The organism is Bradyrhizobium sp. HKCCYLS20291 (genome assembly GCF_051167715.1).
GTDB lineage: Bacteria > Pseudomonadota > Alphaproteobacteria > Rhizobiales > Xanthobacteraceae > Bradyrhizobium.
Genome location: NZ_JBNPTO010000011.1, coordinates 25,807 through 44,293 on the forward strand (window position 1 = coordinate 25,807; position 18,487 = coordinate 44,293).

The following is an 18,487-nucleotide window of genomic DNA, read 5'->3' on the forward strand; positions in this document are numbered from 1 at the left end:
GGTTAACGGTGCGTGTGGCGCAGCGGTGAACGTCGTCCTAACACGGTGCCCGGCATGGGTTGCAAGCCCATGCCGGGAGCAGGTGTTGTCGTGCAGGGCGCGAGAGGGGCCGGGCGTCAGCCCCACTTCATCTCGCCCTTGGCCACCTTGGCGCCGATGTCGAGCGCCACGCCCATGCCGAGGCCTGGAAACCTGGCCTCCATCGCGGCCTTCAGCGCCGCCGCGTCCTTGGCCTTGGCGAGTTCCTCTTCGAAGGCGACGAGATAGTCCTTGGTATGCCGGACACCGGAGAGATCTGTCGGAGCGTCAGCCGCGCCGTGGCCGGCGACCACGATGGCCGGTGCGCGTGCTGCGATCTTGTCGAGGTTCGCGATCCACGCTGCGCGCTGCTCTTTGCTCTGCGTATCAGCGGTCCAGACATGGACGCCCGAGAAGATCATGACGCCGCCGAACACCGCCTTCAGCGAGGGCACCCAGAGGAAGCGGCGGTTGGCGAGGCCCTCGGCGTTCACGATCTCGACCGTCTCGCCGTCGACCGACAGAGACGGGCCGTCGAAGGCCTCGGGCAGCACGATGTCGGCCATCGTCTGCGGGCCGTTCTCCTTGAGCTGCGGTCCCCACACCGCGAGCTTCTTTTCGACATTGCCCTTGATCGCTTCGATCGTGGCGGTCGCGGCGATCACCTTGACGCCGGGGAAGGCGTCCCGGATCGGCTTCAGGCTGAAGTAATAGTCCGGGTCGGACTGGCTGACATAGATCGCGGTCAGCTTCTTGCCGGACGCCTTGATCGCGGCCGCCACCGCACGGCCGTCCGGATAATTGAAGCCGCCGTCGATCAGCAGCGCTTCGGTCGGGCCCGACAGCAGCACGGGCGCACGGAAGAAGCCGTTGGGGCCGGCTGGAAAATGCGTCCAGCCGAGCTTGGCCTCCGCGGCTTGGCCGCTCGCGGACGCGCCGAGAACGGCTGCGGCGCCGCCGGCCACTGCTGAGGTCATGATCTGTCTCCGTGTGAACATGTGGGATTTCCTGGTGATGACGAAGGACGCGGGAAGGCAGCAGCTCGCAACGCCTGCAACGGATCGCTGCAGGGGCGGTCTTAAGGTGCTAACTGATCGGTTCAGGCCGCGCTTAGTTGCGCGAACAAACCATCGAAGGGCGGTTCGAACAGGCCGTTGCTGCGCAGCGGCTTCTGGGCAGGTCCGTCACCGACCAGCAGGGCCGGCACGCCCGTGAGCCCGTGGCGTCGCATCAGCGTCTGCGCCGTCTGGACGCGACGGCTATGGATCTCGACGATTTCCGGATTTCTGGACAGCAGCCGCGCAGCAGCGTCGTCAAGCCCGATCGATCGGAGAAGTTCGCTGACGGCGGTGAGGCTGACGATATCCTGCCCGAGCACGTAGCGCGCCAGCTGCAGCTCCTTCAGCGCCGCCATCTCGCGGGCGGGATCGGTGACGTGAACCGCGGTCAGGCCGAGCGATGCGGCGGCCGAGTCGAACGGGCCGACCGCTCCCAAAACGCGCTTGCGGTAGTCCTCCGAGAAGGGCTGCCCGGTGAGTTCGGCGATGCGCTGATCGTTGCGCCAGGCAAAGGACGCGAACTGCGCGTCCATCATGCGTGCGCCCTTGTCGGCGAACAGGCCGGTCGGCAGCAGTTCGAGCGCGACGTCGTCGAGCTCGGCGAGCTTGTCGAGGGCGGGGCGCGCGCCGTAGCACCAGCCGCACAGCGGATCGAACAGGTAGGTCAGTCGCATGCTGAAAATCCTGTCTTGGAGGGGGTACGGCGCTGAGATAGCGCGGTCTTCGTTGTTGATAAATACAGCATAATCAGACAAACTGTATGCCATGGACTTACAATCGAGGAAGTGCGGCATGGAGCCGATCAACCTCAATCGCCTGGTCTACTTCGCTGCCGTGGTGGATGCGGCCTCGTTCACCCGGGCCGCCGACCGGCTCGGGATCACCAAGGCCGTCGTCAGCCAGCAGGTCGCCGCGCTCGAGCGCGAGTTGAAGACGGACCTGCTCGTGCGCACCACGCGGCGCGTCGAGCCGACGGAAGCCGGCCGCCTGCTGCATGCGCGGTGCGCCGCGATCCTGCGCGAGGCCGACAGCGCCATGGCTGAATTGGCGCAGTCCAACGCCGCTCCGATGGGCCTGCTGCGGATCGCCGCGCCGAACGATTACGGCACATACATCCTGGCCGCGATCGCGACGGCGTTCTCGCGCACCTATCCGGCCTGCCGGGTCGATCTGGTGCTCGCCGACAGCAGGGTGGACCTCATCGCCAACCAGATCGACCTCTCGATCCGGGTGGGCTGGCTCGACGACTCCACGCTGCAGACGCGCCGGATCGACAGCTTCCGTCAGTTGCTGGTGGCCGCGCCGGGCGTGGTCAAGCGGGTCGCACATCCGCGGGACCTCGCCGCGCTGCCGTTCATCGCGAATGCCGCGCTGAGCGCGCCGCTGGCATGGCAGTTCGCGAGAGGCGATGCGGAGCGGGAGAGCGTCCAGATGAGCCAGGCGCTGACCATCAACACGACGCCTGCCGTGCTCGCTGCGACCGTGGCCGGCGGCGGTCTCGCGGTGCTGCCGGATTTCCTGATCAGAAACGATCTTGCGGCGGGCCGCCTTGTCCACATCCTGCCGTCCTGGACGCTGCCGTCCGGCGGCATCCATGTCGTCTATCCGGCTGCGCGCTTTCGCGCGCCGAAGGTGACGGCGTTCGCGGCGATGCTGATGGACGCGCACAAGCGCATGGCGGCGGGTGCGCCGAAACGGCCGCGATGAGCGGGAAGCCTAGCGCGCCGGCACCAGCTCGGTCAGCGAGCGGATGATGCGGTCGGGCTTGACGTGGGTGCCTTCGGGCAGGCCATCGCCGTGGACATCGATCCAGATCGCATAGATGCCGAGCCGCTGCGGCGCCTCGATCTCCCATTCCAGATTGTCGCCGATCATCCAGGTGTCTTCGGGGCCGACGCCAAGCCGCTCCATCGCGTGCCAATAGGCGCGCTCCTCCGGCTTGCCGAAGCCGTGCTCGCCCTCGATCTGGATGTGATCGAAGCGATGCGCCAGCGCGAAGCGCTCGATCTTGGCGCGCTGCTGGCCGGCTTCGCCGTTCGTCACCAGCGCAAGCTTGATGCCGCGCGCCTTGAATTCGTCGATCGCCTCGTGTGCCCCGGGGAAGACGAACATCTGCTCGTCGCGATAGGTGGTGAAGCGGTCGGCCATGCGGATGGCAAGCTCGGTCGGCAGGGCAGGGCCGTCGCTGCTCAGCGCCGCGAAGCCGCCTTTCACCACCTCCTGCCGCGCCTGCATCAGCTTCAGCCGCCACTCGGCGCCGGCCACCGACCAGAAGCTGCGCGCCGAGGTCAGGATCGCCGCCGCCACATCCTGCGAGCGATGCGGCGCCAGCTCGTCGGCGAACTCGGTGGCGATGATGTTCCAGGCGATCTCGGGTCGGCCATAGGCCGACAGGATGGTGTCGTCCATGTCGATCAGCATGGCGCGGGGCAGGGTGATGGTCATAACGAGGCTTACGGATCAATCAAAAGCGGGTTTCAGGGCCATTTCACTTCAGGCGGCATCGACGACAGAATGGACTCCACATTGCCACCGGTTTTGAGCCCAAATGTGGTGCCGCGGTCATAAAGCAGGTTGAATTCGACGTAGCGGCCGCGCCGGATCAGCTGTTCCTCGCGGTCGGCCTCGGTCCAGGGTGCGGCGAAATTGCGACGGACCAGCTCCGGATAAATCTTCAGGAAGGCGCGGCCGACGTCCTGGGTGAAGGCGAGATCGGCGTCCCAGTCGCCGGATTCATGGTGGTCGTAGAAGATGCCGCCGATGCCGCGATGCTCCTTGCGGTGGGGCAGGTAGAAGTACTCGTCGCACCATTTCTTGTACTTGTCGTAGGAGGCCACCGCCGCGTGCGCATCGCAGGCGCCCCGCATCGCGGCGTGGAAGGCGACCGTATCCGGGTCCTCCTGGTTGCGCCGGCGATCCAGCACGGGCGTGAGATCGGCGCCGCCGCCGAACCAGGCCTTGGTGGTGACCACGAAGCGAGTGTTCATGTGCACGGCCGGCACGTGCGGCGACCACAGATGCGCGATCAGCGAGATGCCCGAGGCCCAGAACCGCGGGTCCTCCGATGCGCCCGGAATCTGGCTGCGGAATTCCGGCGCGAACTCGCCATGCACGGTGGAGCAGTGCACGCCGACCTTCTCGAACAGCCGGCCGTGCATCATGCTCATGACGCCGCCGCCGCCATGTCCGCCGCCATGGTCGGTGCGCTCCCAGGGCGTGCGCACGAACCGGCTCGGGGCACGCGGATAGAGCCCGGCCGGCGCCTCGTCCTCGAGCCGCTCGAACGCCGCGCAGATCTGGTCGCGCAGGCTCTCGAACCAGGCGCGGGCGCGGGCCTTGCGATCCTCGATGGCGGCAGTGGTCATGGACGTCCCCCGGCAGTTGTCATTTCGCCTCCCTGTCAAGAGTCCATGACAGCAGGAGCTGACAGCATTGTTGCACTACGGGTTCGGTCCTACCACAATCGATCAGTCCTGCGGACCGAAATAGGTGCAGGTCTCGCGGCAGCTGTCGCGATGGACGCTGACCCTGGTGACGTGGCCGATGGAGCGGACGCGCTCGTAGATGAAGCGCGACAGGTTCTCCAAGGTCGGCAGTCCGATCGCCTCGATCCGGTTCAGGAACTTGTGGTCGAGCGTGGCCTGGATCTCGCCCAGGCGCTGCGTCAGCACGCCGAAATCTACCACCATCCCCGTCTTGGGGTCCGGAGTGCCGCGCACCGTTACCTCGGCGCGGAAGGAGTGGCCGTGGATCTCCTGGCTCACCTCGCCGAGCGTCGTGTGCGACAGCGCATGCGCGGCCTCGAAGGTGAACGACTTGGTCAATTCCCACATCTGTTCGTTAACAATCCCTATCTGATGCCGATCATCTTGTGCGTCTGCAGGCTGAGCCGCCATCGCGGATGATGCTGGCAATATTGAATTGCGCGCGCCGTGTTCGCGGCCGCCTCCGGCCCGTCCATCGGCTGCAGCGAGAAGCGCTCGAAGGCGAGGTCGGCAAACCGCTCCGGCTCGGCGCCGTCCTGCGGATAGACCAGCTTGAGCTCGTGGCCTTGCCGGAGCTTCAGCTCGGCGCCGGCTTTCGGGCTGACGCAGACCCAGTCGATGCCGTCGGGCGGCAGCAACGTGCCGTTGGTCTCGATGCCGACCGCGAAGCCCTGGGCGTGGAGTGCCGCGATCAGGTCGGCATCGACCTGCAGCAGCGGCTCGCCGCCGGTGAGGATCGTATAGCGGTCGGCGGACCCGCCTGTCCATTGCCCGACGATGGCCGCGGCCAGATCAGCGGCGCTGTCGTAGCGGCCGCCCAGCGTGCCGTCGGTGCCGACGAAATCGGTGTCACAGAACCGGCAGACGGCGCCGGCGCGATCGGCCTCGCGGCCGCTCCACAGGTTGCAGCCGGCGAAGCGGCAGAACACGGCGGCGCGGCCCGCCTGGGCGCCTTCGCCCTGCAGGGTCATGAAGATTTCCTTCACCGCGTAGCTCACGCTTCCGCTCCTTTGGACGATTGCAATTGGACGAATTGTCCAACCTGGCGCAGCGCCTCGCCCGCTGCCATGGCGGCCGCCATCGCGACGTTCAGTGAACGCAGACCAGGCTTGAGCGGAATGCGTAGCCGGGCATCGGCCATGGCCGCGACCGTATCGGGCACGCCGGCACTCTCGCGGCCGAGCAACAAGATGTCGTCCGGGCGATAGCTGACGTCGAGATACGAGGTGGCGGCCTTGGTCGTCAGCAGCAGCAGGCGAGGGCCGGCGGCCGCCCGCCAGCTCTCGAACGCGCTCCAGGAATCGTGCCGCTGCCAATTCAGCTGGTCGAGATAGTCCATCCCGGCGCGGCGGAACTGGCGGTCCGACACCGGAAACCCCGCCGGCTCGATGATATGGGCGGCGAGCCCGAGGCAGGCGCACAACCGTAGAATCGTTCCGGTGTTCTGCGGGATGTCGGGCTGATAGAGCGCGATCTGCATGCGAATTGGTCTTAGGTATGATGCGGAAAGTCCGCTTGCTCAGCGGGATTTGGTGCATGGCGTGCTGCGGGGCCGATAGCGGGCTTGCGCGCGTATCGCAAGAGTGCCAATAGAACGATTCTGAGCGGCTTGTTCCACCAGGGGCGGTGGAACGAGCTGTTTGCTGCCGCCGCGGGGGACGCGGGCGCCGGCAGGCATCTCCCGATCACGTGCATTCCAACGTCGAGCGGGGCGGTTGCACCGGCTGCAACGAAGAAAGGGTTGGAATCGTGACAGCGACTACTGCGGATCATCCGACACGCCGGGATTTTCTTTTCGTCGCCACGGGCGCGACCGCAGCGGTCGGTGGCGTGGCCGCCCTGTGGCCCTTCATCTCTCAGATGAATCCCGATGCCTCGACCATCGCGGCCGGTGCGCCGATCGAGGTCGACCTCACCCCGGTCGCCGAAGGACAGGACATCAAGGTGTTCTGGCGCGGCAAGCCGATCTACATCTCCCACCGCACCAAGAAGCAGGTCGAGGAGGTCCGCGCGGTTCCGGTGTCGAGCCTGATCGATCCGGCGAGCGACCAGTCTCGCACCAAGGAAGGCCACGAGCAGTGGCTGATCGTGATCGGCATCTGCACCCATCTCGGCTGCATTCCGATTGCCCACGAAGGCAATTACGACGGGTTCTTCTGCCCGTGCCACGGCTCGCAATACGACGCCTCCGGTCGCGTCCGCCAGGGACCGGCGCCGCTCAACCTGCCTGTCCCGCCCTATCAGTTCGTTTCCGACACCAAGATCCAGATCGGCTGAGCGGACGTTACGTCCGCAAGCTCAAGCTCGATCGTGCAAGATAATTCTTTCAGGAACGCATCATGAGTGGACCTTCTACCTACCAGCCGAGCCACCCCGCCTTGCAGTGGCTCGAGCAGCGACTCCCCATCATCGGCCTGGTCCACTCGTCCTTCGTTGCCTATCCGACGCCGCGGAACCTGAACTATTGGTGGACCTTCGGCGCCATCCTCTCGATGATGCTGGGCGTGCAGATCGTCACCGGCGTCATCCTGGCGATGCACTACACGCCGCACGCCGACCTCGCCTTCAAGTCGGTCGAGCTGATCGTCCGCGACGTGAACTACGGCTGGCTCCTGCGCAACATGCACGCCTGCGGCGCGTCGATGTTCTTCCTCGCCGTCTACATCCACATGTTCCGCGGCCTCTATTACGGGTCATACAAGGCGCCGCGCGAGGTGCTCTGGATCCTCGGCGTCATCATCTACCTCTTGATGATGGCCACGGGCTTCATGGGCTACGTGCTGCCGTGGGGCCAGATGAGCTTCTGGGGCGCCACCGTCATCACCAACCTGTTCTCCGCCGTGCCGTATTTCGGCGAGAGCATCGTGACCCTGCTGTGGGGCGGCTACTCCGTCGGTAACCCCACGCTGAACCGCTTCTTTGCGCTCCACTATTTGCTGCCGTTCCTGATCGCCGGCGTGGTCGTGCTGCACGTCTGGGCGCTGCACGTTGCCGGTCAGAACAACCCGGCCGGCGTCGAGCCCAAGACCGAAAAGGACATGGTGCCGTTCACGCCGTACGCGACGATCAAGGACTTCTACGGCGTCACCTGCTTCCTGATCTTCTATTCCTGGTTCATCTTCTACATGCCGAACTATCTCGGCGACGCCGACAACTACATCCCGGCCAACCCGGCCGTGACGCCCGCGCACATCGTGCCGGAATGGTACTACCTGCCGTTCTACGCGATCCTGCGCTCGGTGCCGAACAAGCTCGCCGGCGTCATCGCGATGTTCGCGGCGATCATCGTGCTGGTGTTCCTGCCCTGGCTCGACGCCGCCAAGACCCGCTCGAACAAGTACCGCCCGCTCGGCAAGCAGTTCTTCTGGATCTTCGTCGTCGTCTGCGTGTTGCTCGGCTATCTCGGCGCGCAGCCGCCGGAGGGCATCTACGTCATCGCCGGCCGCATCCTGACGGTGCTGTACTTCGCCTACTTCCTGATCGTGCTGCCGCTGCTTGCCCGCATCGAGACGCCGCGTCCGCTGCCGAACTCGATCGCCGACGACGTCCTGGCCAAGTCCGGCAAGGTGGTGGCCAGCGGCGCGATCGCCCTGGTTGCGGCCGCGTCCCTGCTGTTCGGCAGCGTCGGCGACGCCCGGGCCAATGAGGGCACGGAGACCCCGCCGTCGGCCAAGTGGTCGTTCGCCGGCCCGTTCGGCAAGTTCGATCGCGGCGCCGTGCAGCGCGGCCTGAAGATCTACAAGGAAGTCTGCTCGAACTGCCATTCGCTGAACTATGTGGCGTTCCGCAACCTCGCCGAGCCCGGTGGTCCCGGCTACTCGGTGGCCCAGGCGGCGGCGTTTGCGTCCGAGTACAAGATCAAGGACGGCCCGAACGATGCCGGCGAGATGTTCGAGCGCCCGGGCCGCCCGGCCGACTACTTCCCGGCGCCGTTCCCGAACGAGCAGGCGGCGCGCTCGGCCAATGGCGGCGCGGCTCCGCCGGATCTGTCGCTGATCGCCAAGGCCCGTTCCTACAAGCGCGGCTTCCCCTGGTTCCTGATCGACTTCTTCACCCAGTTCCAGGAGCAGGGCCCGAACTACGTCAACGCCCTGCTGCAGGGCTATGAGGACACCCCGCCGCACGGCGTCACCATCCCGGACGGCTCGTATTACAACAAGTACTTCCCCGGCAACGCGATCAAGATGCCGAAGCCGATCTCGGACGGTCAGGTCACTTACGACGACGGCTCGCCGACCACCGTCGCGCAGTATGCCCACGACGTGTCGACCTTCCTGATGTGGACCGCCGAGCCGCACATGGAAGCCCGCAAGCGTCTCGGCTACCAGGTCTTCGTCTTCCTGATCATCTTCGCCGGCCTGATGTACTTCACCAAAAAGCGCGTCTGGGCCGCCGCGCACTGAGCGGTGCGAACACAGCATGAGATTGAAAAAGCCCCCGCCGGGGGCTTTTTTATTGGCTGTTTGTTAGCTGAACGCGACCCTTTCCGCGCGGGCAGTGCGCTCCCTCTCCCCGTTCTTCACGGGGAGAGGGGCGGGGTGAGGGGCAGCCGCACGGGCAGTGCGTGTGGTGAGAGCTCCGAGTCAGTGGCAGACGCGCGAGTGATGTGCGCGGAGGGACCTGTACCCCCTCACCCGGATTGCATCTTCGATGCAATCCGACCTCTCAGCGCGAGCGAAGCTCGTCGCGCCTCCGCAAGCGGGGCGAGGTACACCGAGCGCGCCGCCGAGACCGGGGCCAACATGTAATGCCCATCGCGGGCCGCGTGGGCTAGCCTCACCAGCGAGAACACGGAGTCCATCCCATGCCCTCACTCCTCGCCTTCGCCGGCGCCGCCATCCTCGAGATCGGCGGCTGCTTCGCGTTCTGGGCGTGGCTGCGACTGGGACAGTCGCCGCTGTGGCTGGCGCCGGGCATGGCCGCGTTGGCTGGCTTCGCCGCGCTACTCACCACAGTCGACAGCCCGCTCGCCGGCCGCGCCTATGCCGCCTATGGCGGCATCTACATCACCGCAGCGCTGTTGTGGGGCTGGCTGGTCGAAGGCCATCGTCCCGATCTCTGGGATATCGCCGGCGCCATGATCTGCCTCGCCGGCATGGCCGTCATCCTGTTCGCGCCGCGCGCCATGCCGGTGTAGCGCGCGGCCTGGATGACCGCTCACGTTCGAGCGAAAGCAGGTGGCCTGCCGTCGCGTCGAACGCCCAGTTGCGCTAAACCGCGATCCCAACCCCAATCAGAAACTGCGGAGGATCATCATGGGCACATTGATCAGCTTCAAGCGTCCCGACGGCCAGGAGGCCAAGGGCTATCTCGCCAAGGCGGCGCGCGCCGATGCGCCCGGCGTCGTCGTCATCCAGGAATGGTGGGGCCTGCAGGACCAGATCAAGGGCATGGCGGACCGCTTCGCGCTGGCCGGCTTCAACGCGCTGGCGCCGGACCTCTACAAGGGGGTGGTGGTGCCGTATCACGACACGGATGCCGCCGGGCGCGAGATGAACTCGCTCGACTTCATGGATGCCACCACGCAGACCGTGCGGGGCGCCGCGCAATATCTCGCCCGCAACGGCGCCAAGGTCGGGCTGACCGGCTTCTGCCTCGGCGGCGCGGTGACGATCATCGGCGCCACCAAGATCAGTGAGCTCGCGGCCGGCGTCGTGTTCTACGGCATCCCGCCGGAGCAGGCGGCGAAGCCCGCCGACGTCAAAATCCCGCTGCAGGCCCACTTCGCCAACACCGACGATTGGTGCACGCCGGCGCTGGTCGACGGCTTCGAGAAGGCGATGCAGGCGGCGGGCAAGTCGCTCGAGCTGTATCGCTACGACGCCGAGCATGCCTTCGTGAACGAGCAGCGCATGACCGTGCACGATCGCGCCGCCGCCGAGCTGGCCTGGGGCCGCGCCACGGCGTTCTTCCACAAGCATCTCGGATGATCTGAGCGCTGCACCGAACGATCGATCGCGCGGGGATCAACCCGCGCGGACGGTCTCGGCGTCCGTCGACAGAGGATCGGCCTCGTCGCTCACCGAACTACCGTCGGCCCGGTCTGCAGAGGCCGCACGGGTCGTCGCGTCGGCGGAGCGCCGTCGACGCTTCGTCCTTTTTGCCTGCGCTTCGAGGAAGCAATCGAGCAGCGTCTGCTGCTTCGGGAGCGCATGCGACACGGGAGGCTGTTTGCCGCGAGCCATGTTAACCAAGGTAATTCAATATGGTTAACCAATCATTGCCTACACTATGGCAAGGAGACAACAGTGTTGCCCTCGTGCCCGGCCGAGTTATGTAACTTTTTGAGATTATGACAACCGGCGGTAGGTAAGTAGGAGTGGTGCACGCGCGCAACATGAGGTTGTGGCGCCGATCACAGCCAGCGGATGCAGCTCCGAGGCCGTCCGAGACCCGTCTATGCCCGCGAATCACCGTTGAATTGCGGGTCTTTGAGCGCCGATCACGGGCGCGTCCGGGCATTCTCGTTCGATGGTCGAATAGGGCCGCGTGCACTTTGTTTGCGTTGCCGAAACAATCTGAGGTAGCATGTGCCGATCCTCTGCTGATGGAGCGAGCCGTGCGTATCGCCTTTGCGCTGGCCGGGCTGGGCGGCCTGAACGCCCATGGCGCCGGCTTCCTCGATACCGCCCGGGCCTGGGGCGTCGCTCCCGACCTCGTCACCGCCACCTCTGGCCAGATCCTGGTTCTGTCGGCCTGGCTGCAGGGCCTCGACCTGCGCGATCAATTGATCTCCTCGAGCCGCCCGGAGGATCCGGCGTCGCAGCTGCGGACCGTCATGTTCGGTTATCCCGGCGTGTTCAGGCCGGCCTTTGCGGAAGCGCTGGCGCGCTTCGCCTCCTGGCCGGACTGGCGCGATGGGCCGTTCAACGTCATCGCCGACCGGCTGCTGCCGGCGCAGCAATACGTGCCGGTGCGCAGCGAGGCCGACTTCAAGCACGCCGCCGACACCCTGAACGCGACGCCGATCGGCATCGTCTTCAACACCTATGATCCCGAGGCCGGCACCGGCTGGCTCTACGGCAACGATGCGGCGCGGGCGCTGCTGCCGCCTGAGAAGTCGATTCCGAATGCCCATGCCGCCAAGGCGCAGCGCTCCGCCGCCAAGCGCGACCTGCGCTACGCCTCCGACGTCAGCGCCGAGCGCGCCATCCGCCCGATCACCCCGGAGGCGATCGAGGCCGCGCTATGGCTGTCGCTGTATGGCTTCACGAAGCTGCCGGGCGGCCAGATGGACGGCGCCTATCACCGCGCCAGCATCATCTCCGAGCTGCACGGCTTCGACCGCATCTTCGCCGTCCGCCCGCTCGCCAATGGCTGGCAAGGGCATGCGCCGCAGAACTGGTTCGAGGTGCAGGACTGGACCACCGAGATGTGGTTCTCGGTCGGCTACAAGGCCGAAGTCGACGCGCTCAAGCGCATCAACGACCTGATCGCGAGTGGCGTCATCACCGATCCCAAGTACAAGGCCGTCGAGCTGGTCGAGATCCAGCCGGAGACGCCGGCCGGCTACTTCAACTACTTCGTCGAGCGCGGCGAGGTTTATGAGAATGCGGTTGTCGCGACGGAGCAGAAGTTCCGGGAGCTCAAGCTGACGAAGCCGGGGACGTGACCTGAACCGCCTGAGTGGCGGCCGCCAGCGCATGAGGAATCGCCGCGGCCGCCGGCTTCGATGTCAGCCTGACTCGATGTCAGGCTGCGGAGATGGCTCCCGCCAGCGCGGCGTTGGTCAGCGGTCTGCCGTCGAGATTCCATGTGCCGTCGACCGCATGCACGCCATTGGACCAGATCCGGTCTCTGGCCAGGGTGCCGCCAGAGAGGTCATGCAGGATGTCGGTGGCTTCGCCGAAGAACGCCGTCTGCACCTCCTGGCTGGCCAGCGCAAACGAGGGCGTCTTGGTCTCGATCCAGGCGCCGTCGACCGGCTTGCCGCCGGCGAAGGTCCGGCCCTTCGGCAGGATGTTCAGGTGGGTCGTGACATTCGGCGTCATGATGCTGTTTCCGGCCAGACCATGGTGCCTCAGGAAGGCATCGGTGATCCGCGCGACCGCGATCGGCGCCTTGTCGGCGGCAATGACGCCTTCGGTCAATGTGAGGGTGATCGGCATTAAGTCCTCCTGTGCTCGTTCAGCGGCGGTTGTCTGGGGAACAGCGGCCATTATATAACGACCGTGATGTTAAATAGAATAACGATCGTTATGAGTCAATCATGAAATAACGATCGCTATGAAAGGCGCCAGATGCGGTACCAGGCCGAACACAGACAGGAAGCAAAGGCGAAGCTGCTGGAAGCCGCAGGCCGCGGATTTCGCCGGCTCGGCTATGGCGGGATCGGCGTCGATGGCCTGGCCAAGGAGGCCGGCGTCACCTCCGGTGCGTTCTACGGTCATTTCAAGTCGAAGGACGCGGCGTTCGAAACGGCTGCATTGGCCGGGCTCGAGGACCTCAGAGCGGGCATCGCAGCGCTTCAGGCGGAGCAGGGCGCCCACTGGGCCGAGACCTTCATCGCCTTCTATCTCGGCGAGCGCCTCACTTGCGCGCTGGATGCGAGCTGCGGTCTGCAGAGCCTGACCCCGGACGTCACGCGCGCCAGCGAGGCCATCAGGACCAGCTACGGCGCCGCCCTCGAACGCGTCGCCCGGCAGTTGGCGGAAGGGCTGCAGGGACCCACCGACGATATCCGGATGCAAAAGGCCTGGGCCCTGATGGCGCTGCTCTCGGGCGGCGTGACCATGGCGCGCAGCGTCGCCTCGCGCGACGCCCGCGATGCGATTGCGGCACATCTGAAACAGGCCGCGCTGGCGCTTCTCTAGGCAATGGAGCGAGAGTACTCAACTCTGCGACTCGAGACTTGACCTCCCGCCCGGACGACGGGGGTGTGGAGAGCGAGCCTCCCAACTCCGAGCCTCTCCCCGCAAGCGGCGGGGCTATTGCACATGACGGTCGCGGCGGTGTGCTCGTCGTCCCTCCACGTCGTCATGGCCGGGCTTGTCCCGGCCATCCACGTCGTTCAGCGCGCTGAGAACCACGTGGATGCCCGGGCCTTCGCCGCGCCGAAGCGGCTTCGGCCGCGTAGGCGGAACAAGCTCGGGCATGATGGAGTAACTAATTAGCAGGATTGTTGGTGGCGGCAGCCCGCATCTTCGTATGTGATAGCACTGCCGCAAGGGGGAGGAGAGCGCTCGCCATCGAGTTCAATGACGCGGGCTTTTCTAACGCGTCGGCCTTCATTGCTTGGCGTCTGCGTCACCGGCGTCGCGGCTCTTTCTTTGCGCGTACGCCTCGTCCCGATTCACCTGCGCCTCGGTCAGCTTGGAATCCAGCCTGATCACCGTGCGCGAGATGGCAAAATTCATCAATCGTCTCAAGCTGATTTGGCCTGTCCAGTCCCTGATGCAAAAATATTCTTGTTTCTATTTTTCAGAATTCATGCTTTGATGCGTGCGTCCCACCCCGGCACGAGGGGCGTATCGCGATCGTCATGACACGCGGGGTGGAGATGCGGTGGGCGCGTCACGTCGCAGCATGGCTCATGCCGTGCGGACGAACGGCGGGAGGCGCACGGTGAAGTCGCATGGTCCTGGCCTCCCGACGCTGAGGCTACGCTGGTGGTGATGATGATCCGCCGGTCACGGGGGCAAACAAGCCCGGTCCCCGGGGAGAGTGCGTATAAGCCGTAAGCCATCGCGCAGGGAGGGCCGGTCTTCCGGCTGAACCTGTGGTGACTGCCGCCTGCTTTTTTTGCTGCAGGCGGGCCACGGGCCTCAGTCGAGGTCCGGCCTTCCCTGCGCCCTCGACTTGGATGAGGGCGGGATTGAAGATCATGACTCGGGCAGATCGTGTCGCGAGAATGCTGGCGCCTGTCCTGTCCACTATTCCACAGTAGGTCTCATCGTTGGCTCGCCGCTGGTCGTGACTGCGCCCTCGCCCCTTGCGGGAGAGGGCATGTAGGACAGAGCGGCAAATGCGGTTGGGTGAGGGGTATGCCTCCACGAGTCGAGTTCGCCGATACATACCCCTCACCCGACCGCGTTCGCGGATGGGCCGTACATGCCCTCTCCCACAAGGGGCGAGGGCGCTGTATCGGGCAGCGGGTTTGCGGCGCCCGTGCTGATGGAGTGACGCATCCCACCCCCACCTGTGTCCCCGCCGCCCTTGACCGCGGCCGCCGCCCGTGGTCATTTCCGGCCCATGAGCACCGTTGTCCGCCCAGCCCGTCTCTGGTGGCGCACCTTGTAAAAGGTGGCCGGTGCGATTTGTTTGACATGAGATCGCAGAGGGGCCGCCACGCAGCGGCGGCTTCTGGTTGGTCCTGTGTGGCGTTTCCTCGGCAAATTCCGTAAGAGGACGCCCAAGAGGACCCCATGAACAGGACCGTTTTCACCCTTCCGGCCCGCAGCGAGTACCGCACGTCCAGCGGTCTTGCGATCACGCGCGCCGTCGAGCAGTTTTCCGGCGGCGCCAGCCGGCTCGACGACCTGATCGACCTGCTCGACCGCCGCCGCGGCGTGGTGCTGTCCTCCGGCACCACCGTGCCCGGACGGTACGAGAGCTTCGACCTCGGTTTTGCCGATCCGCCGCTGGTGCTGGAGACCAAGGGCGTCGACTTCACCCTGCAGGCGCTGAACAAGCGCGGCGAGGTGCTGATCGCGTTCCTCAAGGACACGCTGCGCGAGCCTTGTGTGGTCATCACCGCGGCCTCGCCGGCGCGGCTCGCCGGGCACATCGTCCGCGGCCCGGCGCCGGTCGAGGAGGACCAGCGCACCCGGCGCGCCAGCGTGATGTCGCTGGTGCGGGCGATGATCGCAGCACTCTCGGCCAATGACGATCCGCTGCTCGGCCTGTTCGGCGCCTTCGCCTACGACCTCGTGTTCCAGATCGAGGATCTCGTGCAGAAGCGTGCGCGTGAAAACGACCAGCGCGACATCGTGCTGTACGTGCCCGATCGTCTCCTGGCCTATGACCGCGCCACCGGTCGCGGCGTCGTTCTTTCTTACGATTTTTCCTGGAACGGCCAGTCGACCGCGGGCTTGCCGCGCGACACCGACGCCAGCGTCTACCTGAAGGAGCCGCGCCAGGGCTTTGCAGACCACGCGGCCGGCGAATACCAGGCCACGGTCGAGAAGGCGCGCGCCGCGTTCGCGCGCGGCGACCTGTTCGAGGCGGTGCCCGGCCAGCTGTTCGCCGAGCCCTGCGAGCGCTCGCCGGCCGAAGTGTTCCAGCGGCTGTGCCGCATCAACCCGTCGCCCTATGGCGCGCTGATGAATCTCGGCGACGGCGAGTTTCTGGTGTCGGCTTCGCCGGAGATGTTCGTGCGCTCCGACGGCCGCCGCGTCGAGACCTGTCCGATCTCCGGCACCATCGCGCGCGGCCGCGACGCCATCGGCGATGCCGAGCAGATCCGCCAGCTCCTGAACTCGGAGAAGGACGAGTTCGAGCTCAACATGTGCACCGACGTCGATCGCAACGACAAGGCGCGGATCTGCGTGCCCGGCACCATCAAGGTGCTGGCGCGCCGGCAGATCGAGACCTACTCAAAGCTGTTCCACACCGTCGATCACGTCGAGGGCATGCTGCGGCCGGGCTTCGACGCGCTCGACGCGTTCCTCACGCACGCCTGGGCGGTCACCGTGACCGGCGCGCCGAAGCTGTGGGCGATGCAGTTCGTCGAGGACAACGAGCGCTCGCCGCGGCGCTGGTACGCCGGCGCGATCGGCGCGGTGAATTTCGACGGCTCCATCAACACCGGCCTGACCATCCGCACCATCCGGATGAAGGATGGGCTCGCCGAGGTCCGCGTCGGCGCCACCTGCCTGTTCGATTCCGATCCCGCGGCCGAGGATCGCGAGTGCCAGGTCAAGGCGGCGGCGCTGTTCCAGGCGCTGCGCGGCGATCCGCCGAAGCCGCTGTCGTCGACCGCGCCGGACGCCACCGGCTCGGGCAAGAACGTGCTGCTGATCGACCACGACGACTCGTTCGTGCACATGTTGGCGGATTATTTCCGCCAGGTCGGCGCCAACGTCACCGTGGTGCGTTACATCCACGCGCAGACAATGCTGGCCGAGCGCAGCTGGGATCTGATCGTGCTGTCGCCGGGGCCGGGGCGGCCTGAGGATTTCAAGATTTCCGCGACCATCGATGCGGCGCTTAAGAAGAAGCTGCCGATCTTCGGCGTCTGCCTGGGCGTGCAGGCAATGGGCGAGTATTTTGGCGGCCAGCTCGGTCAGCTCGCGCAGCCTGCGCATGGACGGCCCTCGCGGGTCCAGGTGCGCGGCGGACGGCTGATGCAGGGATTGCCGAACGAGATCGTCATCGGCCGCTATCACTCGCTCTACGTCGAGCGCGACAGCATGCCCGAGGTCCTGACCGTCACGGCAGCGACCGAGGACGGCGTGGCGATGGCGATCGAGCACAAGACGCTGCCGGTCGGCGGCGTGCAGTTCCATCCGGAATCGCTGATGTCGCTCGGCGATGCCGTGGGGTTGAGGATCGTGGAGAATGCGTTCCGGCTCAAGCAGCCGGGGAGTTGATCACGGCCGTCATTGCGAGCGAAGCGGCGCAATCCAGGGGCTGCAAGAAAGAACTGGATTGCTTCGTCGCTTCGCTCCTCGCAATTGCGGCAAGCACATAGAGTGGATGAGAGCACGATGACGTTCGATCTGGACATCAAGAACACGGTCCGCACCATTCCTGACTATCCGAAGCCGGGCATCCTGTTCCGGGACATCACGACGCTTTTGGCGGACGCGCGCGCGTTCCGCCGCGCCGTCGACGAGCTGGTGCATCCCTGGGCCGGCTCGAAGATCGACAAGGTCGCGGGCATCGAGGCGCGCGGCTTCATTCTCGGCGGCGCGGTGGCGCATCAGCTCTCGGCCGGGTTCGTGCCGATCCGCAAGAAGGGCAAGCTGCCGCACAAGACGGTCAGCATGTCCTACGCGCTGGAATACGGCACCGACGAGATGGAGATGCATGTCGACGCGGTCGAGCCCGGCGAGCGCGTGATCCTGGTCGACGACCTGATCGCGACCGGCGGCACGGCTGAGGCCGCGGTGAAGCTGCTGCGCCAGATCGGCGCCACCGTGGTGGCCGCCTGCTTCATCATCGACCTGCCGGACCTCGGCGGCGCCGCCAAGCTGCGCGCGCTCGACGTGCCCGTGCGCTCGCTGATCGCGTTCGAGGGGCACTGAGGCGGCGTCCGGCGCGGGGTCAGGACCGCTGCATCAGCAGCTCGGTCTCGATCTCGCGCAGCGAATAATAGTTGCGGCGGATCCACTGGTAGAGCTCGGTGGAGGGGTCCTTCTCCTGGCGCAGATAATTGGTGAAGGAGAACGAGAAGCGCTCGATGTAGGTTTTCAGGAACGCCGGCAGGGCGGCGATCTTCAGGTGCTTGCTGCGGTTGTAGAGCTCGGGCAGATCCTCGCGCAGCACGTGGTCGTTCTCGACCACGATCAGCTGGGGCTTCGGAATCTGCCGGCGCAGGGTGTCATAGGCGCGCATCGAGACCCGGTCGCCCTCGGCGCAGAAGAGAACGATCGGGACCACGCTCCGCCGCGCGGCCTCCTTCAAAAAGCCGATCTGTTCGGACATTTTGAAGAACTCGTCGAACGAGTAGTAGCCGAGGTCGATCACCTTGGGGATGCCGTCGTTGAGGATCACCCGGTCCATCAGCTGGATCTTGCCGAGGGTGTCCTCGATCGACGCGGTTTCCGTGATCTGCGGCAGGAAGTCGAGCAGCGACGGCTCGCGCAGGGTGACGTCGAAAGCCTGCACCTGGCCGTTCTTCAGCAGTAGGAACTCCGCCAGCACCCGCGCAAGCAGCGTCTTCCCGGATTGCGGCCGGGGTGAGCAGACAATGTAGACGGGCGTCGCGGGCATCCAGCCTATATCAGGTCAAATGCGGTCGCGATAAAGTCCCATCATTCACGG

The 18,487-nt window shown here is 65.8% G+C and carries 19 protein-coding genes; 9 read left to right on the forward strand and 10 right to left on the reverse strand.

All coding sequences use genetic code 11. The annotated features are described in order from the left end of the window. Positions 1-116: 116 nt before the first annotated feature. Together ACQR07_RS22945 and ACQR07_RS22950 are read right to left on the reverse strand one after the other, a co-directional pair. The gene (locus ACQR07_RS22945) at positions 117-1,016 is read right to left on the reverse strand and encodes an MBL fold metallo-hydrolase (protein WP_434904413.1); all 900 of its coding nucleotides are present in this window, start codon (positions 1,014-1,016) and stop codon (positions 117-119) included. A 101-nt stretch (positions 1,017-1,117) separates the two neighbouring features. Continuing rightward, positions 1,118-1,750, reverse strand: a complete 633-nt coding sequence (locus ACQR07_RS22950) for a DsbA family protein (RefSeq protein WP_434904583.1) — start codon at positions 1,748-1,750, stop codon at positions 1,118-1,120. Between the two features lie 118 nt (positions 1,751-1,868). On the opposite strand from ACQR07_RS22950, the gene ACQR07_RS22955 reads away from it, so the two are divergent. Next, the gene (locus tag ACQR07_RS22955) at positions 1,869-2,783 is read left to right on the forward strand and encodes a LysR substrate-binding domain-containing protein (RefSeq protein ID WP_434904414.1); all 915 of its coding nucleotides are present in this window, start codon (positions 1,869-1,871) and stop codon (positions 2,781-2,783) included. Positions 2,784-2,792: 9 nt separating this feature from the next. On the opposite strand, the gene ACQR07_RS22960 is transcribed toward ACQR07_RS22955, so the two are convergent. The 5 genes from ACQR07_RS22960 to ACQR07_RS22980 all read right to left on the reverse strand — a co-directional run bounded on the left by ACQR07_RS22960 (position 2,793) and on the right by ACQR07_RS22980 (position 6,041). Beyond that, complete coding sequence (locus tag ACQR07_RS22960) at positions 2,793-3,521, reverse strand: HAD family hydrolase (RefSeq protein ID WP_434868568.1); 729 nt, start codon at positions 3,519-3,521, stop codon at positions 2,793-2,795. A 32-nt stretch (positions 3,522-3,553) separates the two neighbouring features. After that, a complete protein-coding gene (hemF, locus tag ACQR07_RS22965) occupies positions 3,554-4,441 on the reverse strand; it encodes an oxygen-dependent coproporphyrinogen oxidase (protein WP_434904415.1) in 888 nt (295 codons plus the stop codon). A gap of 102 nt (positions 4,442-4,543) precedes the next feature. Then, positions 4,544-4,909, reverse strand: coding sequence for a 6-pyruvoyl trahydropterin synthase family protein (locus ACQR07_RS22970; protein WP_434904416.1), 366 nt, complete (start codon positions 4,907-4,909; stop codon positions 4,544-4,546). A gap of 17 nt (positions 4,910-4,926) precedes the next feature. Next, positions 4,927-5,559 (reverse strand): 7-carboxy-7-deazaguanine synthase, encoded by a 633-nt coding sequence (gene queE / locus ACQR07_RS22975; RefSeq protein WP_434904417.1) that lies wholly within the window; start codon positions 5,557-5,559, stop codon positions 4,927-4,929. After that, positions 5,556-6,041 carry a tRNA (cytidine(34)-2'-O)-methyltransferase gene (locus tag ACQR07_RS22980; RefSeq protein ID WP_434904418.1) on the reverse strand — a complete coding sequence of 162 codons (486 nt, stop codon included), beginning with the start codon at positions 6,039-6,041 and terminating at the stop codon, positions 5,556-5,558. Before ACQR07_RS22980 ends, queE begins: the two co-directional genes overlap by 4 nt. A 266-nt stretch (positions 6,042-6,307) precedes the next feature. On the opposite strand from ACQR07_RS22980, the gene petA reads away from it, so the two are divergent. The 5 genes from petA to ACQR07_RS23005 all read left to right on the forward strand — a co-directional run bounded on the left by petA (position 6,308) and on the right by ACQR07_RS23005 (position 12,173). Continuing rightward, positions 6,308-6,838: a ubiquinol-cytochrome c reductase iron-sulfur subunit gene (gene petA / locus ACQR07_RS22985; RefSeq protein WP_434868789.1), complete on the forward strand. Its 531-nt coding sequence runs from the start codon at positions 6,308-6,310 to the stop codon at positions 6,836-6,838. Between the two features lie 62 nt (positions 6,839-6,900). Further along, positions 6,901-8,964, forward strand: coding sequence for a cytochrome c1 (locus ACQR07_RS22990; protein ID WP_434904419.1), 2,064 nt, complete (start codon positions 6,901-6,903; stop codon positions 8,962-8,964). A 401-nt stretch (positions 8,965-9,365) separates the two neighbouring features. Then, positions 9,366-9,698: a YnfA family protein gene (locus ACQR07_RS22995; RefSeq protein ID WP_434904420.1), complete on the forward strand. Its 333-nt coding sequence runs from the start codon at positions 9,366-9,368 to the stop codon at positions 9,696-9,698. 118 nt (positions 9,699-9,816) lie between these two features. Continuing rightward, a complete protein-coding gene (locus tag ACQR07_RS23000) occupies positions 9,817-10,491 on the forward strand; it encodes a dienelactone hydrolase family protein (protein WP_434904421.1) in 675 nt (224 codons plus the stop codon). A gap of 629 nt (positions 10,492-11,120) precedes the next feature. Beyond that, on the forward strand, positions 11,121-12,173 hold the full coding sequence (locus ACQR07_RS23005) for a hypothetical protein (protein WP_434904422.1): 1,053 nt from the start codon (positions 11,121-11,123) through the stop codon (positions 12,171-12,173). Positions 12,174-12,252: 79 nt separating this feature from the next. On the opposite strand, the gene ACQR07_RS23010 is transcribed toward ACQR07_RS23005, so the two are convergent. Continuing rightward, the gene (locus ACQR07_RS23010) at positions 12,253-12,669 is read right to left on the reverse strand and encodes a 4-oxalocrotonate tautomerase (RefSeq protein ID WP_434904423.1); all 417 of its coding nucleotides are present in this window, start codon (positions 12,667-12,669) and stop codon (positions 12,253-12,255) included. A gap of 132 nt (positions 12,670-12,801) precedes the next feature. Here ACQR07_RS23010 and ACQR07_RS23015 point away from each other — a divergent pair, with 132 nt between their 5' ends. Beyond that, positions 12,802-13,374 carry a TetR/AcrR family transcriptional regulator gene (locus ACQR07_RS23015; protein WP_434904424.1) on the forward strand — a complete coding sequence of 191 codons (573 nt, stop codon included), beginning with the start codon at positions 12,802-12,804 and terminating at the stop codon, positions 13,372-13,374. 414 nt (positions 13,375-13,788) lie between these two features. Here the strand turns inward: ACQR07_RS23015 and ACQR07_RS23020 are convergent, their stop codons facing one another. Next, positions 13,789-13,917 (reverse strand): hypothetical protein, encoded by a 129-nt coding sequence (locus ACQR07_RS23020; protein WP_434904425.1) that lies wholly within the window; start codon positions 13,915-13,917, stop codon positions 13,789-13,791. A gap of 1,008 nt (positions 13,918-14,925) precedes the next feature. On the opposite strand from ACQR07_RS23020, the gene ACQR07_RS23025 reads away from it, so the two are divergent. Further along, a complete protein-coding gene (locus ACQR07_RS23025) occupies positions 14,926-17,091 on the forward strand; it encodes an anthranilate synthase component I (protein WP_434904426.1) in 2,166 nt (721 codons plus the stop codon). A 117-nt stretch (positions 17,092-17,208) separates the two neighbouring features. Beyond that, positions 17,209-17,748: an adenine phosphoribosyltransferase gene (locus tag ACQR07_RS23030; protein WP_434904427.1), complete on the forward strand. Its 540-nt coding sequence runs from the start codon at positions 17,209-17,211 to the stop codon at positions 17,746-17,748. A 19-nt stretch (positions 17,749-17,767) separates the two neighbouring features. Here the strand turns inward: ACQR07_RS23030 and ACQR07_RS23035 are convergent, their stop codons facing one another. Beyond that, a complete protein-coding gene (locus ACQR07_RS23035) occupies positions 17,768-18,436 on the reverse strand; it encodes a hypothetical protein (RefSeq protein WP_434868551.1) in 669 nt (222 codons plus the stop codon). Between the last annotated feature and the right edge of the window lie 51 nt (positions 18,437-18,487).

Bases quoted from the DNA above. Each gene is read 5' to 3' on its own strand.
- ACQR07_RS22945 (WP_434904413.1), bottom strand. From the start codon at position 1,016: ATGTTCACACGGAGACAGATCATGACCTCAGCAGTGGCCGGCGGCGCC.
- ACQR07_RS22950 (WP_434904583.1), bottom strand. From the start codon at position 1,750: ATGCGACTGACCTACCTGTTCGATCCGCTGTGCGGCTGGTGCTACGGC.
- ACQR07_RS22955 (WP_434904414.1), top strand. From the start codon at position 1,869: ATGGAGCCGATCAACCTCAATCGCCTGGTCTACTTCGCTGCCGTGGTG.
- ACQR07_RS22960 (WP_434868568.1), bottom strand. From the start codon at position 3,521: ATGACCATCACCCTGCCCCGCGCCATGCTGATCGACATGGACGACACC.
- hemF (WP_434904415.1), bottom strand. From the start codon at position 4,441: ATGACCACTGCCGCCATCGAGGATCGCAAGGCCCGCGCCCGCGCCTGG.
- ACQR07_RS22970 (WP_434904416.1), bottom strand. From the start codon at position 4,909: ATGTGGGAATTGACCAAGTCGTTCACCTTCGAGGCCGCGCATGCGCTG.
- ACQR07_RS22980 (WP_434904418.1), bottom strand. From the start codon at position 6,041: ATGCAGATCGCGCTCTATCAGCCCGACATCCCGCAGAACACCGGAACG.
- ACQR07_RS22990 (WP_434904419.1), top strand. From the start codon at position 6,901: ATGAGTGGACCTTCTACCTACCAGCCGAGCCACCCCGCCTTGCAGTGG.
- ACQR07_RS22995 (WP_434904420.1), top strand. From the start codon at position 9,366: ATGCCCTCACTCCTCGCCTTCGCCGGCGCCGCCATCCTCGAGATCGGC.
- ACQR07_RS23000 (WP_434904421.1), top strand. From the start codon at position 9,817: ATGGGCACATTGATCAGCTTCAAGCGTCCCGACGGCCAGGAGGCCAAG.
- ACQR07_RS23010 (WP_434904423.1), bottom strand. From the start codon at position 12,669: ATGCCGATCACCCTCACATTGACCGAAGGCGTCATTGCCGCCGACAAG.
- ACQR07_RS23015 (WP_434904424.1), top strand. From the start codon at position 12,802: ATGCGGTACCAGGCCGAACACAGACAGGAAGCAAAGGCGAAGCTGCTG.
- ACQR07_RS23020 (WP_434904425.1), bottom strand. From the start codon at position 13,917: ATGAATTTTGCCATCTCGCGCACGGTGATCAGGCTGGATTCCAAGCTG.
- ACQR07_RS23025 (WP_434904426.1), top strand. From the start codon at position 14,926: ATGAACAGGACCGTTTTCACCCTTCCGGCCCGCAGCGAGTACCGCACG.
- ACQR07_RS23030 (WP_434904427.1), top strand. From the start codon at position 17,209: ATGACGTTCGATCTGGACATCAAGAACACGGTCCGCACCATTCCTGAC.
- ACQR07_RS23035 (WP_434868551.1), bottom strand. From the start codon at position 18,436: ATGCCCGCGACGCCCGTCTACATTGTCTGCTCACCCCGGCCGCAATCC.